Genomic DNA, 17,843 nt, shown 5'->3' on the forward strand with positions numbered 1-17,843 from the left:
AAGCCATTCTAAAGAATGGCTTAATTATATTTAGTTGATCAAATACATTTTTTGGAACAGCTCTTCACTTATACTATTTACAGTTTGAGGAATAGCGAGCCCTGCAATAAAACGGTCAGGTCTTAAAATCACCATAGATTGATTTGTTTGGCTAAACCATGAGCGAATTTCAGTGTCTACATCACCAATGGTAATTACATGTTCGTCAGAAGATCGATTCGGGGCGTCTAACTGAACCTCAGGTATGACTTGAATAAATTTAATGCCTAATTTAGCCCATTTTTTCATACTATTTGGTGCGATTCCCCAAGTAGGATTTACTCCCCAAGCAAGAATGGCAAAGTTATTACCAATCACTTCGTCGAGTAAAACTTTGTCTTTATTTTCAAGCTGAACATGAGGCTGGATGAACATCTTGCCAACAGGTGTATTTTTTTCTGGAAAAGGTGCCAATATGCCTTGATGATATTTCGGCATGGGTTTAAAACGCATTTCTAACAAATAACGTTTTATTGGTTGTATGTAATTTAGTACATAAGCAATACCGTCACGAACAACACCTTGCCATTTCTTTGGTGGAGCAAGAACATGTCCTGCCAAAACAGATAAATTAATCATGGCTTGAGCGTGGTCTTTTCTTTCTAGTTGGTAACTGTCTAGAATCTCTGGCTTTGCAATTTTTTTAATGACTAATGCCATTTTCCAAGCAAGATTAAAAGCATCACGCATGCCACTGTTGTAACCTTGACCTTGCCATACAGGCATAATATGCGCTGCATCTCCAGCTAATAAAATACGGTCTACACGAAAACGATCTGCAATGCGTGCATTATGAGTATAAACACGTTGACGTATCACTTCGATATTGTCTGTATGAGGTAAAACTTTACCTAATAAACGATTAATATTTTCAGGTTTACTCAATTCTTCCTGAGTCTCACCAGGCATTACCATAAACTCAAAACGACGAATACCATGTGGTAAAGCTGCCGATACATAAGGACGTACTGGATCACAGCATAAATATACATGAGGCGTCGCTAGTGGATCGTTGGCAAGGTCAATAACAATCCATTGGTTTGGAGCAGTTTCACCCTCAAAATTAATGTTAAGTGTACGGCGTACAAATGAATTCCCGCCGTCGCAAGCGATTAAATACTGCGCTTGAACAATTTCCTGCTTTTGATCTTTAGTCGTTAAATTTAACGTTACATGGTCTTTGTCTTGAGTGAAGCTATTTAATTGACGTGAAAAACGCACCTCTGTGGTTGGATAGGCTGCTAAACCTTCCAGTAAAACACGGTCAACTTGGGGTTGGATGAACGCATTACGACGTGGCCAGCCAAATTCGCGAGTCATAGGCTGAATATCTGCAAAACAGCGACCTTTAGGGGTTAAAAACCGCATAGCATGATTAGGAGTAGTGTGTGGTAAAACTTGTTTGATTAAACCTACTGATTGAATGGTGCGTAATGATTCATCATCAATACCAATCGCTCTTGGATAATCAATGAGTTGGTCTAGTTGCTCAATAACGGTAACTTGTACACCTTGTTTACTTAAATAATTTGCAATTGTTAACCCAACTGGGCCCGCACCTAAAATTGCAACTTCCGTGGTGTGATGATGTGGTTGATTCACAGTAAATATCCCTTACTATCAAGTTTTCTTATTAATATCAAAATTGAAACAAAGCTAAATTTAATCGATAGTTTAATAAGATGATTTTTTGAAGGGTAATGTATACATTTTTTATTTTAATACATTGTATTTAAATGTTTTTTAATTATTTTGTAATAGGTTTTTTAAATCCAATCATTGTTTTAAATTATATATTATTGCATGGAGATTGAGAGTGAGGTTTAATTAACCTTTTCATTTACCATTATTTTCATCTAACTATTTTCGCAAAAGTATAAAACTCAGTACTAGAAGAGATATCAACCTTTGATTTATCATAGATTTGGATGTTACATTTTTTTAAGCATGCTATTTTTTTATGACTCCTGAATTGTGAAATGACCAGAGAAGCAATCTAAAAATAAAAAGAGACCATAAATTGGTCTCTTTTTGATATTTCGAATAATAAACCTATAGTGGAGTAGGCAAATTAAGCACCACCTGAGCATCCTCTATAACATCTAAGCGTAAAATTTTTGAAGCGCCAAGTTCATTTAATAACTTTGTTAAAGGCCCCTCATTTTTCTCAAGTTGAACATTCTTTGGAAAAAGTTTTTGTGCAAAAGAAAGAATGTTGGACTGAACCTCTGTCTGGTGCCATTTTCCATCGACTACATGGAGCATGGTGGTTTTATTAATATGTGTTTCAGAATCGACACGTTTTAAAGTAGGAACAGCAGTTTTTAAACTTAAATCTAATTTTCCATTAACATCAAAAATATTGGCTTGCACTTCTTTTGAGTTAATCTCGACATCAATTTTAGTTAACCATTTTGGTAGTTGGTAACCATATACACCACGCACTCTGGCAATTTCAGTATCAACAGGCAAAGCTAAAACATGCGCATAAAAATGACGTTGACGCATCGATTTCATTAACTCTGCGATGTGTGGCCCACGAGCATTAGGCTTACGGACAACAATCGCAATCGACACTTCGTTATAAGGGTCATTGTCACAAACAGAATAGGTAAAGAAGGTAACGGCGACCAAACCATAACCTGGAAATGGTTGTAATGGTGTTAAGGCAGCAGGCAGTTTTGCTTTAATTTGCTTAATAGGCGCAAGTATGAGCAGTTGTACATTTGCACTACGATAATAAAAGTTGGGTGCCCAGACAGGACCTACTCGTGATTCCACAATTTTTTTAGGAATATGGCGGAAAAAGTCGATATTGCCAGCAGTTGGATCTTGAGCCACTTTGTCTAGGTCAGGATTCATTCTAAAGCGGTCATAATAACCACCTTTGGGTACTTTGACTTTTTGTTGTCCGAATTCAACCTCAGTAAATTGTTGTTTTATATTCATTGGAGTTCACCTTTACATTAATTGACTGAGTAGCTACCGTTGTCTTTATCAAGACGTGTTAATTAATAGCCAATGTGGGCACTATAAGTTTAAAGCTAACTTTAAAGTCAAGGCTTTAATTTTGACATGTCAAATCTTTGACATTTAAAAGAAATAAAATAAAAACAATTAAAGTTTAAAAAGATACAAACTTGATGAGTGTCTTCATATAAATTTTATTTTTAAAAGATGATTAAGATAGTTGACCTTAAAGTTAACTTTAAGCTTAGTATAAATATTCAAATCTTTATAACGAATCAGCAAGCAGTTTTTCACCAGGAGAACAAAGATGGGATATGTAACCACAAAAGATGGCGTAGAAATTTTCTATAAAGATTGGGGGCCACGCGATGCCCAAGTTTTATTTTTTCATCACGGTTGGCCTTTAAGTTCAGATGATTGGGACACACAGTTGCTTTTTTTCCTTAAAGAAGGTTTTCGTGTAGTTGCTCATGACCGACGTGGGCATGGGCGTTCGAGTCAGGTGTGGGATGGTCATGACATGGACCATTACGCAGATGACGTTGCAGAAGTGGTGAAGCATCTGAATATTAAAAATGCAATTCATATTGGCCACTCAACAGGTGGTGGTGAAGTAGCTCACTATATTGCTCGCCATGGTCAAGAAAACGTTAAAAAGGCTGTGCTTGTTAGCGCAGTACCGCCGCTTATGGTTAAAACTGAAAATAATCCAGAAGGTTTACCAAAAGAAGTTTTTGATGACCTTCAAAATCAGGTTCTCACAAACCGTGCACAATTTTTCCGAGACCTTCCATCTGGCCCATTCTATGGTTTTAACCGACCAGATGCGAAACCATCTGAAGGCATTATTGCTAACTGGTGGCGTCAGGGTATGACAGGCAGTGCAAAAGCACATTACGACGGTATTGTGGCATTCTCACAAACTGACTTCACCGAAGATTTAAAGAAAATCACCATTCCTGTTTTGGTGTTGCATGGCGATGACGACCAGATCGTGCCTTATAAAACGTCTGGCGTAAAATCTGCAGAGTTACTTCAAAATAGCCAACTCAAGATCTATCCGGGTTTTTCTCACGGTATGTTAACTGTAAACCATGAAGTGATTAATGCTGACTTATTGGCGTTTATTCGTGAATAATTTAGCTTTAAACTTTAAAAAAGAGGCCTATTAAGTGCCTCTTTTTTTATTTGTAAGTAAATGAAATTGAAAGTAATAAATATAGAAATGCTAAAAGGTATTGACATTAAAGTTAGCTTTAATCTTAAAGTAAAGCCATACTGAATGAGGTCATTCCAATGAAAGTGTTCGAAAAATTAGTATTCCCAAATGGCTCATATGTTCCTAACCGTATTGCTAAAGCGGCAATGGAAGAAAATATGGCTGATTTAAACCACGCACCATCAGAAGAATTAATGCGTTTATATCAGGCTTGGGCAAATGGTGGCGTAGGTCTAATCATTACCGGAAATGTGATGGTAGACCGCCGAGCGATGACTGGACCGGGCGGCGTAGTGCTTGAAGATGAAAAGCATCTAGATACTTTCAAAAAATGGGCACAAATTAGCCGTTCCAAAGGTGCTCAGGTTTGGCTTCAAATTAACCATCCGGGTCGACAAATGCAGTCAAATTTAGGACAACAAACATGGGCGCCTTCTGCTGTCGCTTTAGATTTAGGAAAAATGTCAAATCGCTTTAACACACCAATTGAAATGACTGAATCTATGATTGCAGAAGTGATTCAGCGTTTTGCAAACACGGCACGATTAGGTGAAAAAGCAGGATTTACTGGTGTGGAAATTCATGCAGCGCATGGATATTTACTAAGCCAGTTTCTTTCTCCACTGAGCAATAAACGCCAAGATCGTTGGGGTGGTTCTTTAGAAAACCGCGCTCGTATTTTAATTGAGATTGTGAAAGCAGTTCGTAAAGTAGTTTCGCCTCAGTTTACGGTTGCAGTGAAACTAAATTCAGCCGATTTCCAGCGTGGCGGTTTTAGCGCTGAAGATGCTCAGCAGGTGGTTAAAATGTTAAATGAGCATGCAGTCGATTTGGTTGAACTCTCAGGTGGTAGCTATGAAGCGCCTGCAATGCAAGGCCAAGCACGTGATGGTCGTACACTTGCCCGTGAAGCTTACTTTTTAGAATTTGCACAAGAAATTCGTAAAGTTGCCAAAATGCCTGTTATGGTGACAGGTGGCATACGCCGTAAACAAGTGGCAGACAAAGTAATTGAAAGCGGTGTCGATATGATTGGCATTGCCACAGCTTTAGCGATTGAACCCAATTTGCCAAATGCTTGGAAACAAGGCCAAAATATTTCACCTGAACTCAAGCCAATTACATGGGAAAATAAAACATTGGCTTCACTTGCCAATATGGCTGTGGCCAAATTCCAGTTACGTAATGTAAGCGCTGGTAAAAAAACAAAACCAAATGTTTCACTAGCTTGGGCTTTAATTTTGCAACAATCAGCGATGTCATGCCGAACCCGCCAATACAAAAAAGGCATGCGTGACTATACATTTGCTTCTTAATAAGTGAGTTGTGTTATGACAAATCCTAACGATTCAAACTGGTTAATTTATGGAGCAAATGGCTACACGGGCGAGTTAATCGCTCGTGAAGCTGTACGCCAAGGTCTAAAACCAACTTTGGCTAGTCGTAACAAAGCTAAAGTTGAAACATTAGCTCAAGAGTTGGGACTCGACTATAAAGCTTTTGGGCTCGATAACGTAAATGCGGTCAGTGAGCAACTCCAAGGTTTTAAACTGGTTATGCACTGTGCAGGGCCATTTTCAGCAACATCAAAACCCATGATGGAAGCTTGTATAAATGTCGGCGCTCACTATTTAGATATTACCGGTGAAATCGCTGTATTTGAGTTGGCTCAGTCACTTAACAGCCAAGCCGAAAAAGCCGATATTGTGCTTTGTCCGGGTGTTGGTTTCGATGTGATTCCGACAGATTGTGTTGCTGCTGCACTGAAAGAAGCATTGCCAGATGCGACCCATTTAGCACTTGGTTTTGACTCTAGAACAGGGTTTTCACCGGGTACTGCTAAAACGAGTACAGAAGGTATGGCCGAAGGCGGAAAAATTCGTAAAAACGGAAAAATTACCACCGTTCCATTAGCACATTATGTTCGAACCATTGATTTTGGTGACGGTAAAAAAAGTGCTATGAGTGTTCCGTGGGGAGACGTATCTACAGCGTTCTATACAACAGGTATTCCAAACATTGAAGTATTTGTACCCGCATTTCCCAAAATGATTTTTGGTGCAAAAATGCTGAACTATGTACGTCCAATATTAAAAATCAATGCGGTGCAGAAGTTTATTAAATCGCGTATTGAAAAAACGGTTGTGGGGCCAAATGAAGAGCTTCGTGCGAAAGTACCTACCTATGTTTGGGGTGAAGCCAGAAATTCACGTGGGGAAATCAAAACTGCCCGTATCCAAACAGAAAACGCTTATAGCCTTACCGTAAATGGTTCACTGACTGTGGTGAATTATTTACTCAAAAATACCATGAAAGGCGGTACATATACGCCAGCAAAATTGATGGGTTATAAGCTAGTGACTGAGTTACCGGGTTCTGGTCCGCTAGTCATTACTTAACCAAGTCTTTATTAAAACAGCATGTTTATAAATAGTCTCGAATAAGGAGTTATTCTTGTTCGGGTTTTTTTTAAATATTTCAAGTAAATATAGCTTTCTATAGATAAAAAGAAAAACAGAAAACAAAACACTCCATAAGAAATAATTCAAATTGAATATACTAAAAAGTGATAAATATTTTTCATAACAAAGGAATGAGAATAATGAGAAAACTCATACTATTTCTACATGCATCGCTAGACAGTTTTGTCGAAGGTCCAAATGGGGCAATGGACATCGGATGGATTGCTTACGATGCCGATTTAGCAAATCATGCGAAAGAAATTTTGAGCACTGCCGATACGGTGATTTGGGGACGTGCGACTTACGAGATGATGCATAATTATTGGCCAACCATGCTTTCAAATCCAGAAGCTTCGGAGCATGAACGAAATCATGCTGAGTGGATTGAAAAGACCGAAAAAATCGTTTTTTCAACCACCTTAGATACAGTTGAATGGAATAATTCCCGTCTTGTAAAAGACCATGTTGAAGAAGAAATTAATAAGCTGAAACAGCAACCGGGTAAGGATATGGTGATTTTAGGAAGTCCACGGTTCGCGCACTATTTGATGCAACTGGGTTTAATTGATGAATATAAAATTACCGTTTCACCCGTGCTGATTGGTAGTGGTTTGCCACTATTTCAAGGCATTCAGCAAAGGAGCAATCTTAAACTCATTGAAAATAAAACGTTTGCTTCAGGTGCGATAGCTCTTCACTATCAAAAGATAAGCTGATTTTTTCTATAATATTTAAATAAAAAACCAATTACAGCGTTGGTCTGTAATTGGTTTTTTTAGCTTTATTACATGTTGCTTAAACGCTTAACAACTGCTTGGGCAATTTCTTTACTCGACTGCGGGTTTTGTCCAGTAATAATTCTATCGTCCGAAACCACAAACGAAGTAAAAGGAATAAATACTTCTTTGTATTTTGCACCACGTTCAATGAGACCATTTTGTAAAGAAAATGGAACTTGAGACTTAATACCTGAAAGTCTTTCTTCAATATTTGCAAAACCCGTAACAGTTCTACCTGTAATTAAAGGTTTGCCATTTTCATCTTGTAGAGGCAATAAACCGCCTACGCCATGACATACCGCTGAAACGATTCCACCTTGGTGATAGATTTCTTCGCTAATGTTTTGCAAGGCTTTATTGTTTGGAAAATCCCACATGGTGCCGTGTCCACCAGTATAGTAAATGGCTTTGTATTGGGTAGGATTAATCGCGTTCGGAGCTAATGTTGTTTTTAACCGTTGCATAAATGCGGGGTCGGCTAAATGCTGACGGGCAGATTTGTCTAGGTAAATGGACTTTAAACTACGTTCATCTAGTGGTACTTGACCACCTAAAGGACTTACAAAATCCATTTCATAACCAGCAGCCAAAGCGACATCGTAAAAATGAGTGAGTTCAGTCAGCCAAAGTCCTGTTTTATCCGAACGGGAAGGGTAAGCCGAGTGATTGGTCATTACGACTAAAATTTTTCCATTTGCTTTGGTAAGGCTTTGAGCTTTATTTGACTCAGTGGCATGTACCACATGTGTAGTCAAAAAAATGGCAAAAATAATGGTTAACCAACGCTGAAAATTCCAAACTTTAAACATGACAGGTCCTCATTCATCACCTGTAGCCAATCGTATGTTTAAAGCACACTTTAAGGTCAATAGGTCTCGAAGAAATTACGGTGTTTTTGCTTTATCAAAATAAAGTGTCATGAGCCGTTCTGCATTTTGCTCGCAGGTAATTTCATCTGGTTTGTCATTAATGGCATGAATCATGGTGCGTAAGTTTTGCTTACTCACCTTGAGTTTTTGTTCTAAAAGCTCTATTTCCTGAATTTTTAATTCAATCGTTTGGATGAGTGCGTCATGGTTCCAAGTGGCAACTTTTGAAGGCAAAAAAGCTTTAATTTCTGCTAAAGAAAAACCAACTTGCTGGGCTTGTTGAATTAAAGAAAGTTGCTTCAAATCGTTATCTGTATATTCACGATAACCATTCGATTTTCTTTTTGCTTTAGGCAAGAGTTTGATCTGTTCGTAATAACGAATTGTAGGGGTGCTTAAACCGCTTAGTTTCGATAACTCGCTAATATTCATGGCCACAGACTCTATTGACATTCAAGTTAACTTTAGACTTATAGTCACTTAAAAGCAAGGTTCATAACTTTACCAAGCACACACTTTCAGTAACAACTTTCTATGCTTTGATAAACGAAAGAATAGAATTATAAATATGAAAAATGAGGTGAGAAAATGTCTAAACGCATATTACATGTCGTGACTAATATTTCACGCTATAAGGATGTTGATGAACCAACAGGGCTATGGTTAGGCGAACTTACCCATGCCTATGATGAGTTTGAAAAGCAAGGTTACGTGCAAGATATTGTCAGTCCAAATGGGGGTAAAACTCCAATTGAACCTAAGTCACTTTTGCCTTTAGTTGCCGATAAGTCTGTTAAAGACCGAGAAAAAGATCAAGCTTTTATTACGCTACTGGCAAATACCTTTAAGCCCTCAGATATCAATTGGCAAGACTATGACGTGATCTACTATACGGGTGGTCACGGTGTAATGTGGGATTTTTTAGATAACCCAGAACTGCAAGAAATCACCAAAAATATTTATGAAAAAGGCGGTATTGTTTCAAGTGTTTGTCATGGCTATTGTGGGTTACTTAATGTACGACTCTCAAATGGTGAGCGACTGATAAAAGATAAGACGTTAACAGGCTTTGCGTGGAGTGAAGAGGTTTTGGCAGGAGTTGCGAAAAAAGTGCCGTACAATGCCGAAGAGTTAGCGAAAGAATGCGGTGCTCATTATGAAAAAGCTTTTATTCCCTTTGCACCATACGTCGTTCAAGATGGCAAGTTAATTACGGGGCAAAACCCTTTTTCAGCTAGAAAGACAGCTTTAGCAATAGTAGAAGAGCTAGAAAAGTCGTAATTGTTAATGATTGAAATATAAATCAGAAAAGCAAAACCAGTGACGGTTTTGCTTTTCGACTGTTTAAATAAAGTGATGGGATTTAGCAAGGCTAACTTTAAGGAACAATCACAAAATCAGGGTTTGCTATTGCAAAAACTGCTTCACGATCTGCGGCTGGTGGGTAAATCCAGACGGTATTAATTTCCTGTTTAATTTTTTTAGCTTCATCACGCACAAATTGAACCTGACGATCCCAACCTTCGCTATAAAGTGCCCCCCAAGGTCCTAAGTCAACACACGTCACATACTTCGGTTGACTGTATGGATGAAGTGGTAAATCAACTAGTTCTGCCGCAGCGTTGTAACCCGCTACACGGCCTAGACTCATGGCATGTTGGCAAGACATCACGTTAAAGTTACCTAAATCATCGGTTGGAACTTTTACAGTGTCACCAGTTACAAAAATATTTTTTGCTTCAGGTGCATGTAAATAAGCATCCCCTAAAATACGTCCTAAATTATCTTTTTCACCAGTAACTTGAGAGGTGAGTGGGTTGGCTCGCATGCCAGCAGTCCAGATCACGGTTTCTGTTTCAATTCTTTCACCATTAGAAAGTGTTACACCTGATGCATCTAGTGCTGTAACCCGTAGCCCAGCTTTACCTTCCACACCAAGCTCGCTAAGAGCTTCTCGAATAACGTTAGCTGCTTGGTCACCCATCGCCGCGCCAATTTCTGTTGAGGAATCAACTAAAACTACACGGACATCAGTTGCACCTAAAATGCTACGCAGACGTTCAGGCATTTCGGTAACGGTTTCTAACCCCGTAAGACCACCACCTGCAACAACCACCGTATTACGCGCTGCATTTGCAGGTTTATTGGCTAAGTTTTTAAGGTGCTGATCTAGTTTTTCAGCATCTTCTAGGGTGCTTACGCTAAAGCCATATTCGGTAAGACCCGGTATTGGGGGTATAAACGTAGTACTTCCGGTTGCCAGAATAAAACGGTCATAGCTTAAAGTTTGTTTGCTGCCATCGGTGGTTGAAACTTCAATTGCCTGTTGGTCGACATCAATTTTATTTACCCAACCTGCCAGAAATTTAACCCCAACCACGCTTAATAACTCTGAAATATCAGGGTTCATGTTTTCAAGTACAGCTTCATAAAGACGAGGACGAATCCCAACATTCGGGCTAGGGGAAACCATCAGCACTTCAATGTTTTGTTCTTGTGACGCTAAGTGAATTGCTCTTTGTGCTGCGAGTGCAGCCCATAAACCAGCAAAGCCAGAACCTGCAATAATAATACGCTTGCTCATTTGATTATCCTTTTGATCGATTTTTCGGACAATACATTCCAACTCATCACTAAATTTAGGGTGAGCGAATCCTTTCCCTGATTGTCCGAAAAATCTGAGAAGGCGTTTAAAACGATTAAGGGAGTTTTACATTAGGGCATGAAGCCCTATAAGCTCATTTAGTCTGGTGTATCCCGTGAGATTTTGTTTTTCCGCATTTTTGCTGTTCTTCCTTCGATGCGTTCATTGATCCAGCCATTTACATCACTAAAAAATACGTCGGGTGCATAACGGCCAAAACGGTCAGCAATATCACCAAGTGTATGGGCACCTAAAGCGTCTCGCATGGCTTTTTCAGCCTGTAGCATGACTGCATGCACTGCACACACACCGCTGGTTGCCCAATCTGGTGGAGCATGATTAAAGACCGCGCATTTACCACGAACTTCTTGGCACTCAAAAAGCGGTTTTTCACCCTCGATTGCATTCACGATATCTAAAAAACTAATTTCATGAGCGGATCGAGCGAGTAAATACCCACCACGAACACCTTCTTGAGCAATAACGAGACCTGCCTTTTCAAGTTTAGGAAAGATCTTTGCCATAAAACTTGGAGAGACTCCTTGTAATTCAGCAAGATCCTTACTACTCAAAGGTTTATCTTCATTGTTCACAAGAAAAAGAAGACAGTGAATCGCATACTCGACGCTACTAGTGATATAAGCCATTTAATTTCATAATTGATCAATTACAAACACAGACTAATGTAGTCTGTGTTTTAAGTCAATAATAAAACTAAGACAAAGTTGGTCCTAGTTTTAGGTAAACGCTGTGAAAGTGTTAATTATGAATTTATCTAGTTGAATAATTTAAATTTTATTAAATAATAAATCTTTAATAATTTATTTAGTTCTATTGAGTGTAAAAATATCTAATAGATGTTTAATGAGGTAGTTCAGAACTTGTAAGTAAGATAGAGGAAAGGGGTTAGACATTTATCATTTATTTATAGAGTCTTTTAAATTATATTTATGTAGATTGTTTCAATTAAAATATTGAATAGCTTTATCTGAATAAAAATATTTTTTACATAGCATGATGAATGAATAAGAGAGTTGTTTTGAAAACTGAATTTATTATTAGATGTATTTATGCACTTTGTCTTATCGGTGCAGGGTTCAATCATTTACAAACAGTTCTAATGCACGGTTTGTTTTGGGACTATAACAATGCACCACTATTTACCTGTATTTATTGGACATCTTTAACCTTTATTGATCCACTTGCAGCAATTTTTCTATTTTATAGACCTCGTATCGGCCTAATTCTAACTTTTCTCATTATATTTAGTGATGTCATTCACAACACTTGGATTACATTAAGAGTGGGCCGAGACTTGCTGAATTATATGTATATTTCTCAATTTTTATTTCTGGTTTTTGTTTTGTGCACAATTAAGTTTCCTTGGAAGGCACATAAGACAAGTTAAAATTTAAAAATCGGAGAGCAAAAGCATTCTTTTACTCTCCAAATAATTTCTTCAAACTTACGAACGCCACCAATAATTTTCGACATTTGGTTCATTAAGATTCAAGAGTTCACCCATTTGCGGTGTGCTAATGGCTAAATTATTTTCATGAGCCAAACCGACAATACGTTCAAACGGATCATCCCAAGCATGAAGCGCCAAATCAAAAGTACCGTTGTGTACAGGCAACAAATGACGACCTTTTAAATCGATATGTGCTTGTAAAGTTTGCTCTGGTTGCATGTGAACATCCGGCCATTCAGGGTCATAAGCACCTGTTTCTAACATGGTCAAATCAAACGGACCATAACGATGTCCAATCTCTTTAAACCCATCAAAATATCCCGTGTCACCGCTAAAAAATACACGTAAGTCATTATCAATAATCACCCACGAAGCCCAAAGCGTCGCATTGCTATCACCCATACCACGGCCTGAAAAATGATGAGCAGGGGTAGCCACCAATTTTAGTCCATCCACATTGGTAGTATCCCACCAGTCAAGTTGTTGAACTTTTTCTGCTGGAATTCCCCATTTAATGAGCGTGTCACCCACACCAAGCGGTGTTAAGAAATGCTCAACTTTATCGTTAAGTTGCATAACCGCATGGTAGTCGAGGTGATCGTAGTGGTTATGCGACAAAATCACACCTTTAATGGGTGGTAATTCGGCAATGCTAATCGGTGGTTGGTGGAAACGTTTTGGACCAATCCACTGAAAAGGTGAAGCACGATCCGAGAAAACAGGGTCGGTTAACCAAAACTCATTTTGCAGTTTTAACAAAATGGTTGAGTGGCCCAAACGAAATAGAGAGCGGTCAGGCGCACTTAAAAGCTGTTCTTTCGACAAACTTAAAACAGGAATTTCTTTGTTAGGTACTGTGTCTTTTGGTTTGTTAAATAGAAACTTCCACATAAGCTGAATTGTTTTACCAAAAGAAGGCTTGTGTTGGTTCGGACGCGTATTTCTAAATTTGCCATTGTGCTGTTGAGATGGCATTAAGGGAGAAGGCAAGTCTGTTGTGTTTGAAATAGTCATCTTGTTTTTCCTTATTGGAACAAACCTATATGTACAAATAAGAACTTGGGCTAAGTACTTATTTTGATTTATTTAAATGAGTATTTGCTCACTCATTAATTGGTTTAAAAATAAGGACGCTCGTGCATCCTTAACTTTTATCTAAATTGAAACTGCATGCCAAAACGCTTCAAAACCAGATTTACGATAACGCTCGGTTTGAGAAGGGTCTTGAGCAATAAAATTAAGTGTAACTTCGGCAAGCGCACCTAAAATTGAAGCAATAAATAACGGTGGATAATCTCTTAATTTGCCATCGTTAATACGTTCTTGAATGTTTTGGGTGAGATCACAAAAGGTTTGCATGCCAATTTGTTTGCTTTGCTCGGTAATTTGTTCCGAGGTCGAAAGCTGTGCCATTACTTTACGCTTAAGGGGAGCTTCTAAACTCCAGTCCAAATAGCTTTGCCAGATATGCGACATTTGTGTTTGTAGGTCAGCGTTAGTTGGGTAACTAAGCATCATGACCTGACGTAGCTCAGCCTTGAGCGAAAGATATAACTGATTCAGCAATTCTTCTTTATTACTAAAATAGGTAAATAAAGTACCTTCTGCCACGCCAGCAACTTTAGCGATTTTTGAGGTAGACGCACGCTCGCCAAGCTCTGCTAATGTTTCAATAGCAGCACTTAAAATTGCATTACGTTTATCTTCACTGCGTGGACGAGCCATATACAAACACATTAATTGAGTGATTACTCAATCATACATAAAAATAGTAAGACAGCAAGATATATTTTGTTAGATCCACATTATTGATTCGTTCTAAAAGTAATGGGTGTTTGACCTGTCCATTTCTTAAAAGCTCGTGTGAAATTTGTAGGTTGTATATAGCCCAGATAAAGCGCAATTTCTTGTATATCCATATCACTATTAAGTAATAAGTTTTCAGCTTCTTTTTGTTGAGCTTCTTCAAGCAGTTGCAAATATGAAGAACCTACTTGGTTCAAATGGCGCCGCAATGTTCGGCTAGACATGTTTAAGCGAGTCGCAATTTCATCAAATGAGGGATAACCCACCTGCGGTTTTAAGTTTAGTTCGGCCTTTACGGTCAGGCATATATCTTTAATTTGCTCGGAAAAACGGATTTGTTCAGCTTCACACTGCGCCAGAGCTTGTTTAAAGGCAATCGGATCTGCCATTTTAATGGGTAAATCTAGAAGCTGTTTTTTATATCGAATTTGATTAGTTGCTTGGTTAAATCGAATAGGTGGCAATAAATGCTGATAGGCTTTGTGATAGGTAGGTTCTGGCCAATCCACCCATAACTCAATTTCAGTAAAGTCATGCTCTATCAAAAACTGACCAGCTTGAATCACCCCAATCATCAAACATTCATAAAAAAATCGTCTAAGCTTTTCCACTTGCGCGGGCTGATTGCTGACAATAGGGTGAGTTTCATTTATTTCAATAATAGAAAACTCATTATTTTCAAGCAAAGCAATACGATAATCTTTTAATCGCATATTAAAGAATTGCGTTGAAACCTCAATGGCTTGACGAAGGTTTGAACTACTCATAAGGGCGTATCCCATCGGGCCATGAGCAGTTAAACGCAGTTTTAGTCCATATTCATATCCCAAGCCAGAATCTTTCGACAATAACAAGCTTTCCCACGCTAGCTTAGACCACTGCACAGGGGTAATTCGCGCATCTAGTTGATCTAAAAGGTTTAATGAAATTTTACTTTTCTTCAAAATTTCAAGGGCTGAAAATCCTTTGTCGACCATGATTTCTAATAATAAATGCGCATAAGAAATAGGAATGCTGGCTTTGGAAAGCCCATACGGATCTTTCATATTACTTTTTGTTTTGGCCGAAAATGATTATCAGTATGTCTGATCCACATCTCACGCTCAAGTTAAAAGTTCGGAATAATCAATTTACTGTATTTTGAGCATCAATTATGAGCTTACCTATTCCACAAGCTTCCTCTCGAGTTGTGATTACTGGCGCTTCATCAGGCATTGGTGAACAGCTAGCAAAACAGTTTGCTGTACGAGGCTATTCTTTAGTTTTAGTGGCTCGCCGTGTAGAAAAATTAGAGGCACTTGCTGAAAAATTAAAAGCCGAATATCAAATATCCGTAGATTTATATCCATGTGATTTGGGTGATCGCGCGGCGCGAGCTAAATTTCGTGATTATTTAGAAAATATTGAAGTAGCTGTTCTTTGTAATAACGCTGGATTTGCAACTTTTGGTTGCCTACAAGACTTAGATGCAGACCGAGAGCGCGAAGAAGTTGAAGTTAATTCGGTGGCAATTCATGACCTGACTTTAGCTGTGTTGCCACAAATGATTAAAAGAAAAGCTGGCGCAATACTCATTGTAGGGTCAACTTCTGGTCATCAGCCAACTCCAGCCAACGCAACTTATGCAGCAACCAAGGCATTTGCCAATTCTTTTGCCGAGTCATTACATAGCGAACTTAAAGGGACAGGGGTTAGCTGTACGCTACTGGCTCCGGGGCCAACAAAAACTGGTTTTAATGAAGTTGCAGGCATTACAAAAATTGATGGCGTTGGTGGCGATCTTGTTTGGGTAACCGCAGAACGCGTCGCCAAAGAAGCCATTCAAGGAATGGAGCGTAATTGTCGAATTGTGATTCCGGGTTTCGTAGCACAGGCGCAAACTTTTGGAGGGCGTTACACACCACGCATTATTTTACTGCCCATCCTTAAACAAGTATTTTCGAGATTAAGCCCATGAAACAGTTGATTAATGACTTACGTGTGCCTGTGGGTTTAGCCAATATTGGCAATAAGCTTTATCACAATGCCCACTATTTAACAGCTGTCGTTGAAGTCGGTGAAAAAGCGATGGCACGTTGGTTACCGTCTGGAATGACACTGGTTAAACCTGCCAGAGCCGATCTGTTTTGTGCGTATTTCCCTGAAAATGTCTATACAGGCGCTTACCATGAAGCGGGTCTATTTATTCATATTAAAGTTGGTAATAAAACTGGAATCTTTTGTCCTTGGATGATCTTGGACGATGACCGCGCCATGATTATTGGCCGTGAATTACTTGGCTACCCTAAAAAGATGGGGGAAATTAGCTGGGAAAATGATGGCAAACGCATTTTAAGCAAAGCTTCACGCCGAGGTACAACACTCATTGAAATGGAAGCCAAGCTGGGTGAAGTCATTCATGATGCACCTCCAATTTTAGGATTACCACATCGGAATATTACGGGTGGATTAGGAATTGGTTTACCACGTGAAGTCCGATTTACCCCAAAAGAGCATCCCGTTGAAGTGCGTCAGGTTGAAATGAACCTACGTTTTACAGGTACAGCAAACGACCCTTTACATGATATGGGGTTAGGCGAAGTTATTGAGGCCAGATTACATCGCGTTGATTTGTCGGGAGGATTAATTCCACCGATTCAAATACCTCGTTTACGCACGCCATTATTTTTATTACGCCAGTTTAATCCACGCGTTTTATAACTGGAGAATAAATATGAATGCATTCTTTCAGTCAAAGCCAGCTCAAGATTTTTCTAAAATTTCTGCATCAATTGACATTACAGTGCGCCAATTAGATTTGTCTTTTCCAGATGAAATACCAGAGTTTTGGTTCAAAAATAATCCCTTGCTGACCATGTTATTTACTGCCTTGTCGAGTGCTTTCCCAGATGGTGAACGGCAGTTTATTTATAGTGTGCGTAATTATCAGGACAAAATTAGCGATCCTATTTTGCTTAAACAAGTCCGATCTTTTATTGGTCAAGAAGCTCATCACGGCAAAGAGCACGATGCGCTTAATGCTGTCATGCTTAAAAAAGGTTATCCAGTTGAACGTATTTATAAGCGTTTTAAAAAGATGAACCGTATGTTGCAACTTAAGTTTTCTTTAGAGCATCAGTTGGCTTGCACGGTATGTATGGAGCATTTAACAGCCATTTTAGCGGACTATTTTATTAGTATCGCGCCCGAAGACTTAGAGTTGTTTGATGTTCATTTGCGAAAAATTTGGGCTTGGCATGCCATTGAAGAAACAGAGCATAAAGCTGTGGCATTTGATGTCTATCAATCTTTAGTGAATAGACCTTATTTCTTACGGTTGGTGATGTTAGAAACCACGCTTTCTTTTCTCATAATTACCACCAGAGGAACAAAAGAGCTTTTAAAGGCTTCGGGCAAAAATAGAGATTTTAAAAATCTATATGTGGGTTTGAAATATTTGCTTGGCAGTCAAGGTGTGATTCGAAAAATTAGCCGCAGTTACTTAGATTTTTATTCTAAAGATTTCCACCCTTGGCAACATGATAACCGTGAACAAATGATGAAATTAAAAGACCTATATCTTAATGAATGATTTTTAAATTTAG

At 38.7% G+C, this 17,843-nt stretch carries 18 protein-coding genes; 9 read left to right on the forward strand and 9 right to left on the reverse strand.

Features of this window, described 5'->3' with window-relative positions:
- Positions 1-30 precede the first annotated feature (30 nt).
- Both ABFY81_RS01000 and ABFY81_RS01005 read right to left on the reverse strand, forming a co-directional pair.
- On the reverse strand, positions 31-1,641 hold the full coding sequence (locus ABFY81_RS01000; protein WP_347912804.1) for a bifunctional 3-(3-hydroxy-phenyl)propionate/3-hydroxycinnamic acid hydroxylase: 1,611 nt from the start codon (positions 1,639-1,641) through the stop codon (positions 31-33).
- 450 nt (positions 1,642-2,091) lie between these two features.
- Complete coding sequence (locus ABFY81_RS01005) at positions 2,092-2,988, reverse strand: acetoacetate decarboxylase (RefSeq protein WP_347912805.1); 897 nt, start codon at positions 2,986-2,988, stop codon at positions 2,092-2,094.
- Between the two features lie 328 nt (positions 2,989-3,316).
- On the opposite strand from ABFY81_RS01005, the gene ABFY81_RS01010 reads away from it, so the two are divergent.
- The 4 genes from ABFY81_RS01010 to ABFY81_RS01025 all read left to right on the forward strand — a co-directional run bounded on the left by ABFY81_RS01010 (position 3,317) and on the right by ABFY81_RS01025 (position 7,406).
- Positions 3,317-4,147: an alpha/beta hydrolase gene (locus ABFY81_RS01010; RefSeq protein WP_000542615.1), complete on the forward strand. Its 831-nt coding sequence runs from the start codon at positions 3,317-3,319 to the stop codon at positions 4,145-4,147.
- A 158-nt stretch (positions 4,148-4,305) separates the two neighbouring features.
- A complete protein-coding gene (locus ABFY81_RS01015; RefSeq protein WP_347912806.1) occupies positions 4,306-5,544 on the forward strand; it encodes an NADH:flavin oxidoreductase/NADH oxidase family protein in 1,239 nt (412 codons plus the stop codon).
- Positions 5,545-5,559: 15 nt separating this feature from the next.
- Positions 5,560-6,627: a saccharopine dehydrogenase NADP-binding domain-containing protein gene (locus ABFY81_RS01020; RefSeq protein WP_347912807.1), complete on the forward strand. Its 1,068-nt coding sequence runs from the start codon at positions 5,560-5,562 to the stop codon at positions 6,625-6,627.
- A 203-nt stretch (positions 6,628-6,830) separates the two neighbouring features.
- Positions 6,831-7,406, forward strand: coding sequence for a dihydrofolate reductase family protein (locus ABFY81_RS01025; protein WP_347912808.1), 576 nt, complete (start codon positions 6,831-6,833; stop codon positions 7,404-7,406).
- A 68-nt stretch (positions 7,407-7,474) separates the two neighbouring features.
- On the opposite strand, the gene ABFY81_RS01030 is transcribed toward ABFY81_RS01025, so the two are convergent.
- A complete protein-coding gene (locus tag ABFY81_RS01030) occupies positions 7,475-8,278 on the reverse strand; it encodes a type 1 glutamine amidotransferase domain-containing protein (protein WP_347912809.1) in 804 nt (267 codons plus the stop codon).
- Between the two features lie 75 nt (positions 8,279-8,353).
- Entirely contained in the window at positions 8,354-8,770 is a 417-nt protein-coding gene (locus tag ABFY81_RS01035) for a MerR family transcriptional regulator (protein ID WP_191900906.1), read from the reverse strand.
- Positions 8,771-8,926: 156 nt separating this feature from the next.
- Between ABFY81_RS01035 and ABFY81_RS01040 the strand changes: the two genes are divergently transcribed.
- Positions 8,927-9,619, forward strand: coding sequence for a type 1 glutamine amidotransferase domain-containing protein (locus tag ABFY81_RS01040; protein ID WP_347912810.1), 693 nt, complete (start codon positions 8,927-8,929; stop codon positions 9,617-9,619).
- Between the two features lie 97 nt (positions 9,620-9,716).
- Here ABFY81_RS01040 and ABFY81_RS01045 read toward each other — a convergent pair whose 3' ends face one another.
- Positions 9,717-10,922 carry an FAD-dependent oxidoreductase gene (locus tag ABFY81_RS01045; protein ID WP_347912811.1) on the reverse strand — a complete coding sequence of 402 codons (1,206 nt, stop codon included), beginning with the start codon at positions 10,920-10,922 and terminating at the stop codon, positions 9,717-9,719.
- Between the two features lie 158 nt (positions 10,923-11,080).
- Positions 11,081-11,629 (reverse strand): Rrf2 family transcriptional regulator, encoded by a 549-nt coding sequence (locus tag ABFY81_RS01050; protein WP_003651943.1) that lies wholly within the window; start codon positions 11,627-11,629, stop codon positions 11,081-11,083.
- Between the two features lie 392 nt (positions 11,630-12,021).
- Here ABFY81_RS01050 and ABFY81_RS01055 point away from each other — a divergent pair, with 392 nt between their 5' ends.
- On the forward strand, positions 12,022-12,390 hold the full coding sequence (locus ABFY81_RS01055; RefSeq protein ID WP_347913401.1) for a hypothetical protein: 369 nt from the start codon (positions 12,022-12,024) through the stop codon (positions 12,388-12,390).
- A 57-nt stretch (positions 12,391-12,447) separates the two neighbouring features.
- Here the strand turns inward: ABFY81_RS01055 and ABFY81_RS01060 are convergent, their stop codons facing one another.
- From ABFY81_RS01060 to ABFY81_RS01070, 3 genes are all read right to left on the reverse strand, one after another.
- On the reverse strand, positions 12,448-13,467 hold the full coding sequence (locus tag ABFY81_RS01060) for an MBL fold metallo-hydrolase (RefSeq protein ID WP_347912812.1): 1,020 nt from the start codon (positions 13,465-13,467) through the stop codon (positions 12,448-12,450).
- A 141-nt stretch (positions 13,468-13,608) separates the two neighbouring features.
- Positions 13,609-14,178, reverse strand: coding sequence for a TetR/AcrR family transcriptional regulator (locus tag ABFY81_RS01065; RefSeq protein WP_191009963.1), 570 nt, complete (start codon positions 14,176-14,178; stop codon positions 13,609-13,611).
- A gap of 80 nt (positions 14,179-14,258) precedes the next feature.
- Positions 14,259-15,305 carry an AraC family transcriptional regulator gene (locus ABFY81_RS01070; RefSeq protein ID WP_347912813.1) on the reverse strand — a complete coding sequence of 349 codons (1,047 nt, stop codon included), beginning with the start codon at positions 15,303-15,305 and terminating at the stop codon, positions 14,259-14,261.
- Positions 15,306-15,412: 107 nt separating this feature from the next.
- Here ABFY81_RS01070 and ABFY81_RS01075 point away from each other — a divergent pair, with 107 nt between their 5' ends.
- The 3 genes from ABFY81_RS01075 to ABFY81_RS01085 are packed head-to-tail and all read left to right on the forward strand — an operon-like array spanning position 15,413 to position 17,830.
- On the forward strand, positions 15,413-16,216 hold the full coding sequence (locus ABFY81_RS01075; RefSeq protein WP_151761213.1) for an SDR family oxidoreductase: 804 nt from the start codon (positions 15,413-15,415) through the stop codon (positions 16,214-16,216).
- Positions 16,213-16,959 (forward strand): acetoacetate decarboxylase family protein, encoded by a 747-nt coding sequence (locus tag ABFY81_RS01080; protein ID WP_347912814.1) that lies wholly within the window; start codon positions 16,213-16,215, stop codon positions 16,957-16,959. The genes ABFY81_RS01075 and ABFY81_RS01080 overlap by 4 nt, the downstream gene beginning before the upstream one ends.
- Positions 16,960-16,972: 13 nt before the next feature.
- A complete protein-coding gene (locus tag ABFY81_RS01085) occupies positions 16,973-17,830 on the forward strand; it encodes a metal-dependent hydrolase (RefSeq protein ID WP_347912815.1) in 858 nt (285 codons plus the stop codon).
- The last annotated feature ends 13 nt before the right edge of the window (positions 17,831-17,843 follow it).

The organism is Acinetobacter sp. WA-87 (assembly GCF_039938935.1).
Lineage (GTDB): Bacteria > Pseudomonadota > Gammaproteobacteria > Pseudomonadales > Moraxellaceae > Acinetobacter > Acinetobacter seifertii.

Excerpts from the sequence above, each read along its gene's own strand:
- ABFY81_RS01035 (WP_191900906.1), bottom strand. The coding sequence starts at position 8,770 with ATGAATATTAGCGAGTTATCGAAACTAAGCGGTTTAAGCACCCCTACA.
- ABFY81_RS01020 (WP_347912807.1), top strand. The coding sequence starts at position 5,560 with ATGACAAATCCTAACGATTCAAACTGGTTAATTTATGGAGCAAATGGC.
- ABFY81_RS01075 (WP_151761213.1), top strand. The coding sequence starts at position 15,413 with ATGAGCTTACCTATTCCACAAGCTTCCTCTCGAGTTGTGATTACTGGC.
- ABFY81_RS01085 (WP_347912815.1), top strand. The coding sequence starts at position 16,973 with ATGAATGCATTCTTTCAGTCAAAGCCAGCTCAAGATTTTTCTAAAATT.
- ABFY81_RS01030 (WP_347912809.1), bottom strand. The coding sequence starts at position 8,278 with ATGTTTAAAGTTTGGAATTTTCAGCGTTGGTTAACCATTATTTTTGCC.
- ABFY81_RS01005 (WP_347912805.1), bottom strand. The coding sequence starts at position 2,988 with ATGAATATAAAACAACAATTTACTGAGGTTGAATTCGGACAACAAAAA.
- ABFY81_RS01060 (WP_347912812.1), bottom strand. The coding sequence starts at position 13,467 with ATGACTATTTCAAACACAACAGACTTGCCTTCTCCCTTAATGCCATCT.
- ABFY81_RS01045 (WP_347912811.1), bottom strand. The coding sequence starts at position 10,922 with ATGAGCAAGCGTATTATTATTGCAGGTTCTGGCTTTGCTGGTTTATGG.
- ABFY81_RS01010 (WP_000542615.1), top strand. The coding sequence starts at position 3,317 with ATGGGATATGTAACCACAAAAGATGGCGTAGAAATTTTCTATAAAGAT.
- ABFY81_RS01040 (WP_347912810.1), top strand. The coding sequence starts at position 8,927 with ATGTCTAAACGCATATTACATGTCGTGACTAATATTTCACGCTATAAG.
- ABFY81_RS01080 (WP_347912814.1), top strand. The coding sequence starts at position 16,213 with ATGAAACAGTTGATTAATGACTTACGTGTGCCTGTGGGTTTAGCCAAT.
- ABFY81_RS01015 (WP_347912806.1), top strand. The coding sequence starts at position 4,306 with ATGAAAGTGTTCGAAAAATTAGTATTCCCAAATGGCTCATATGTTCCT.
- ABFY81_RS01065 (WP_191009963.1), bottom strand. The coding sequence starts at position 14,178 with ATGGCTCGTCCACGCAGTGAAGATAAACGTAATGCAATTTTAAGTGCT.
- ABFY81_RS01070 (WP_347912813.1), bottom strand. The coding sequence starts at position 15,305 with ATGAAAGATCCGTATGGGCTTTCCAAAGCCAGCATTCCTATTTCTTAT.
- ABFY81_RS01050 (WP_003651943.1), bottom strand. The coding sequence starts at position 11,629 with ATGGCTTATATCACTAGTAGCGTCGAGTATGCGATTCACTGTCTTCTT.
- ABFY81_RS01025 (WP_347912808.1), top strand. The coding sequence starts at position 6,831 with ATGAGAAAACTCATACTATTTCTACATGCATCGCTAGACAGTTTTGTC.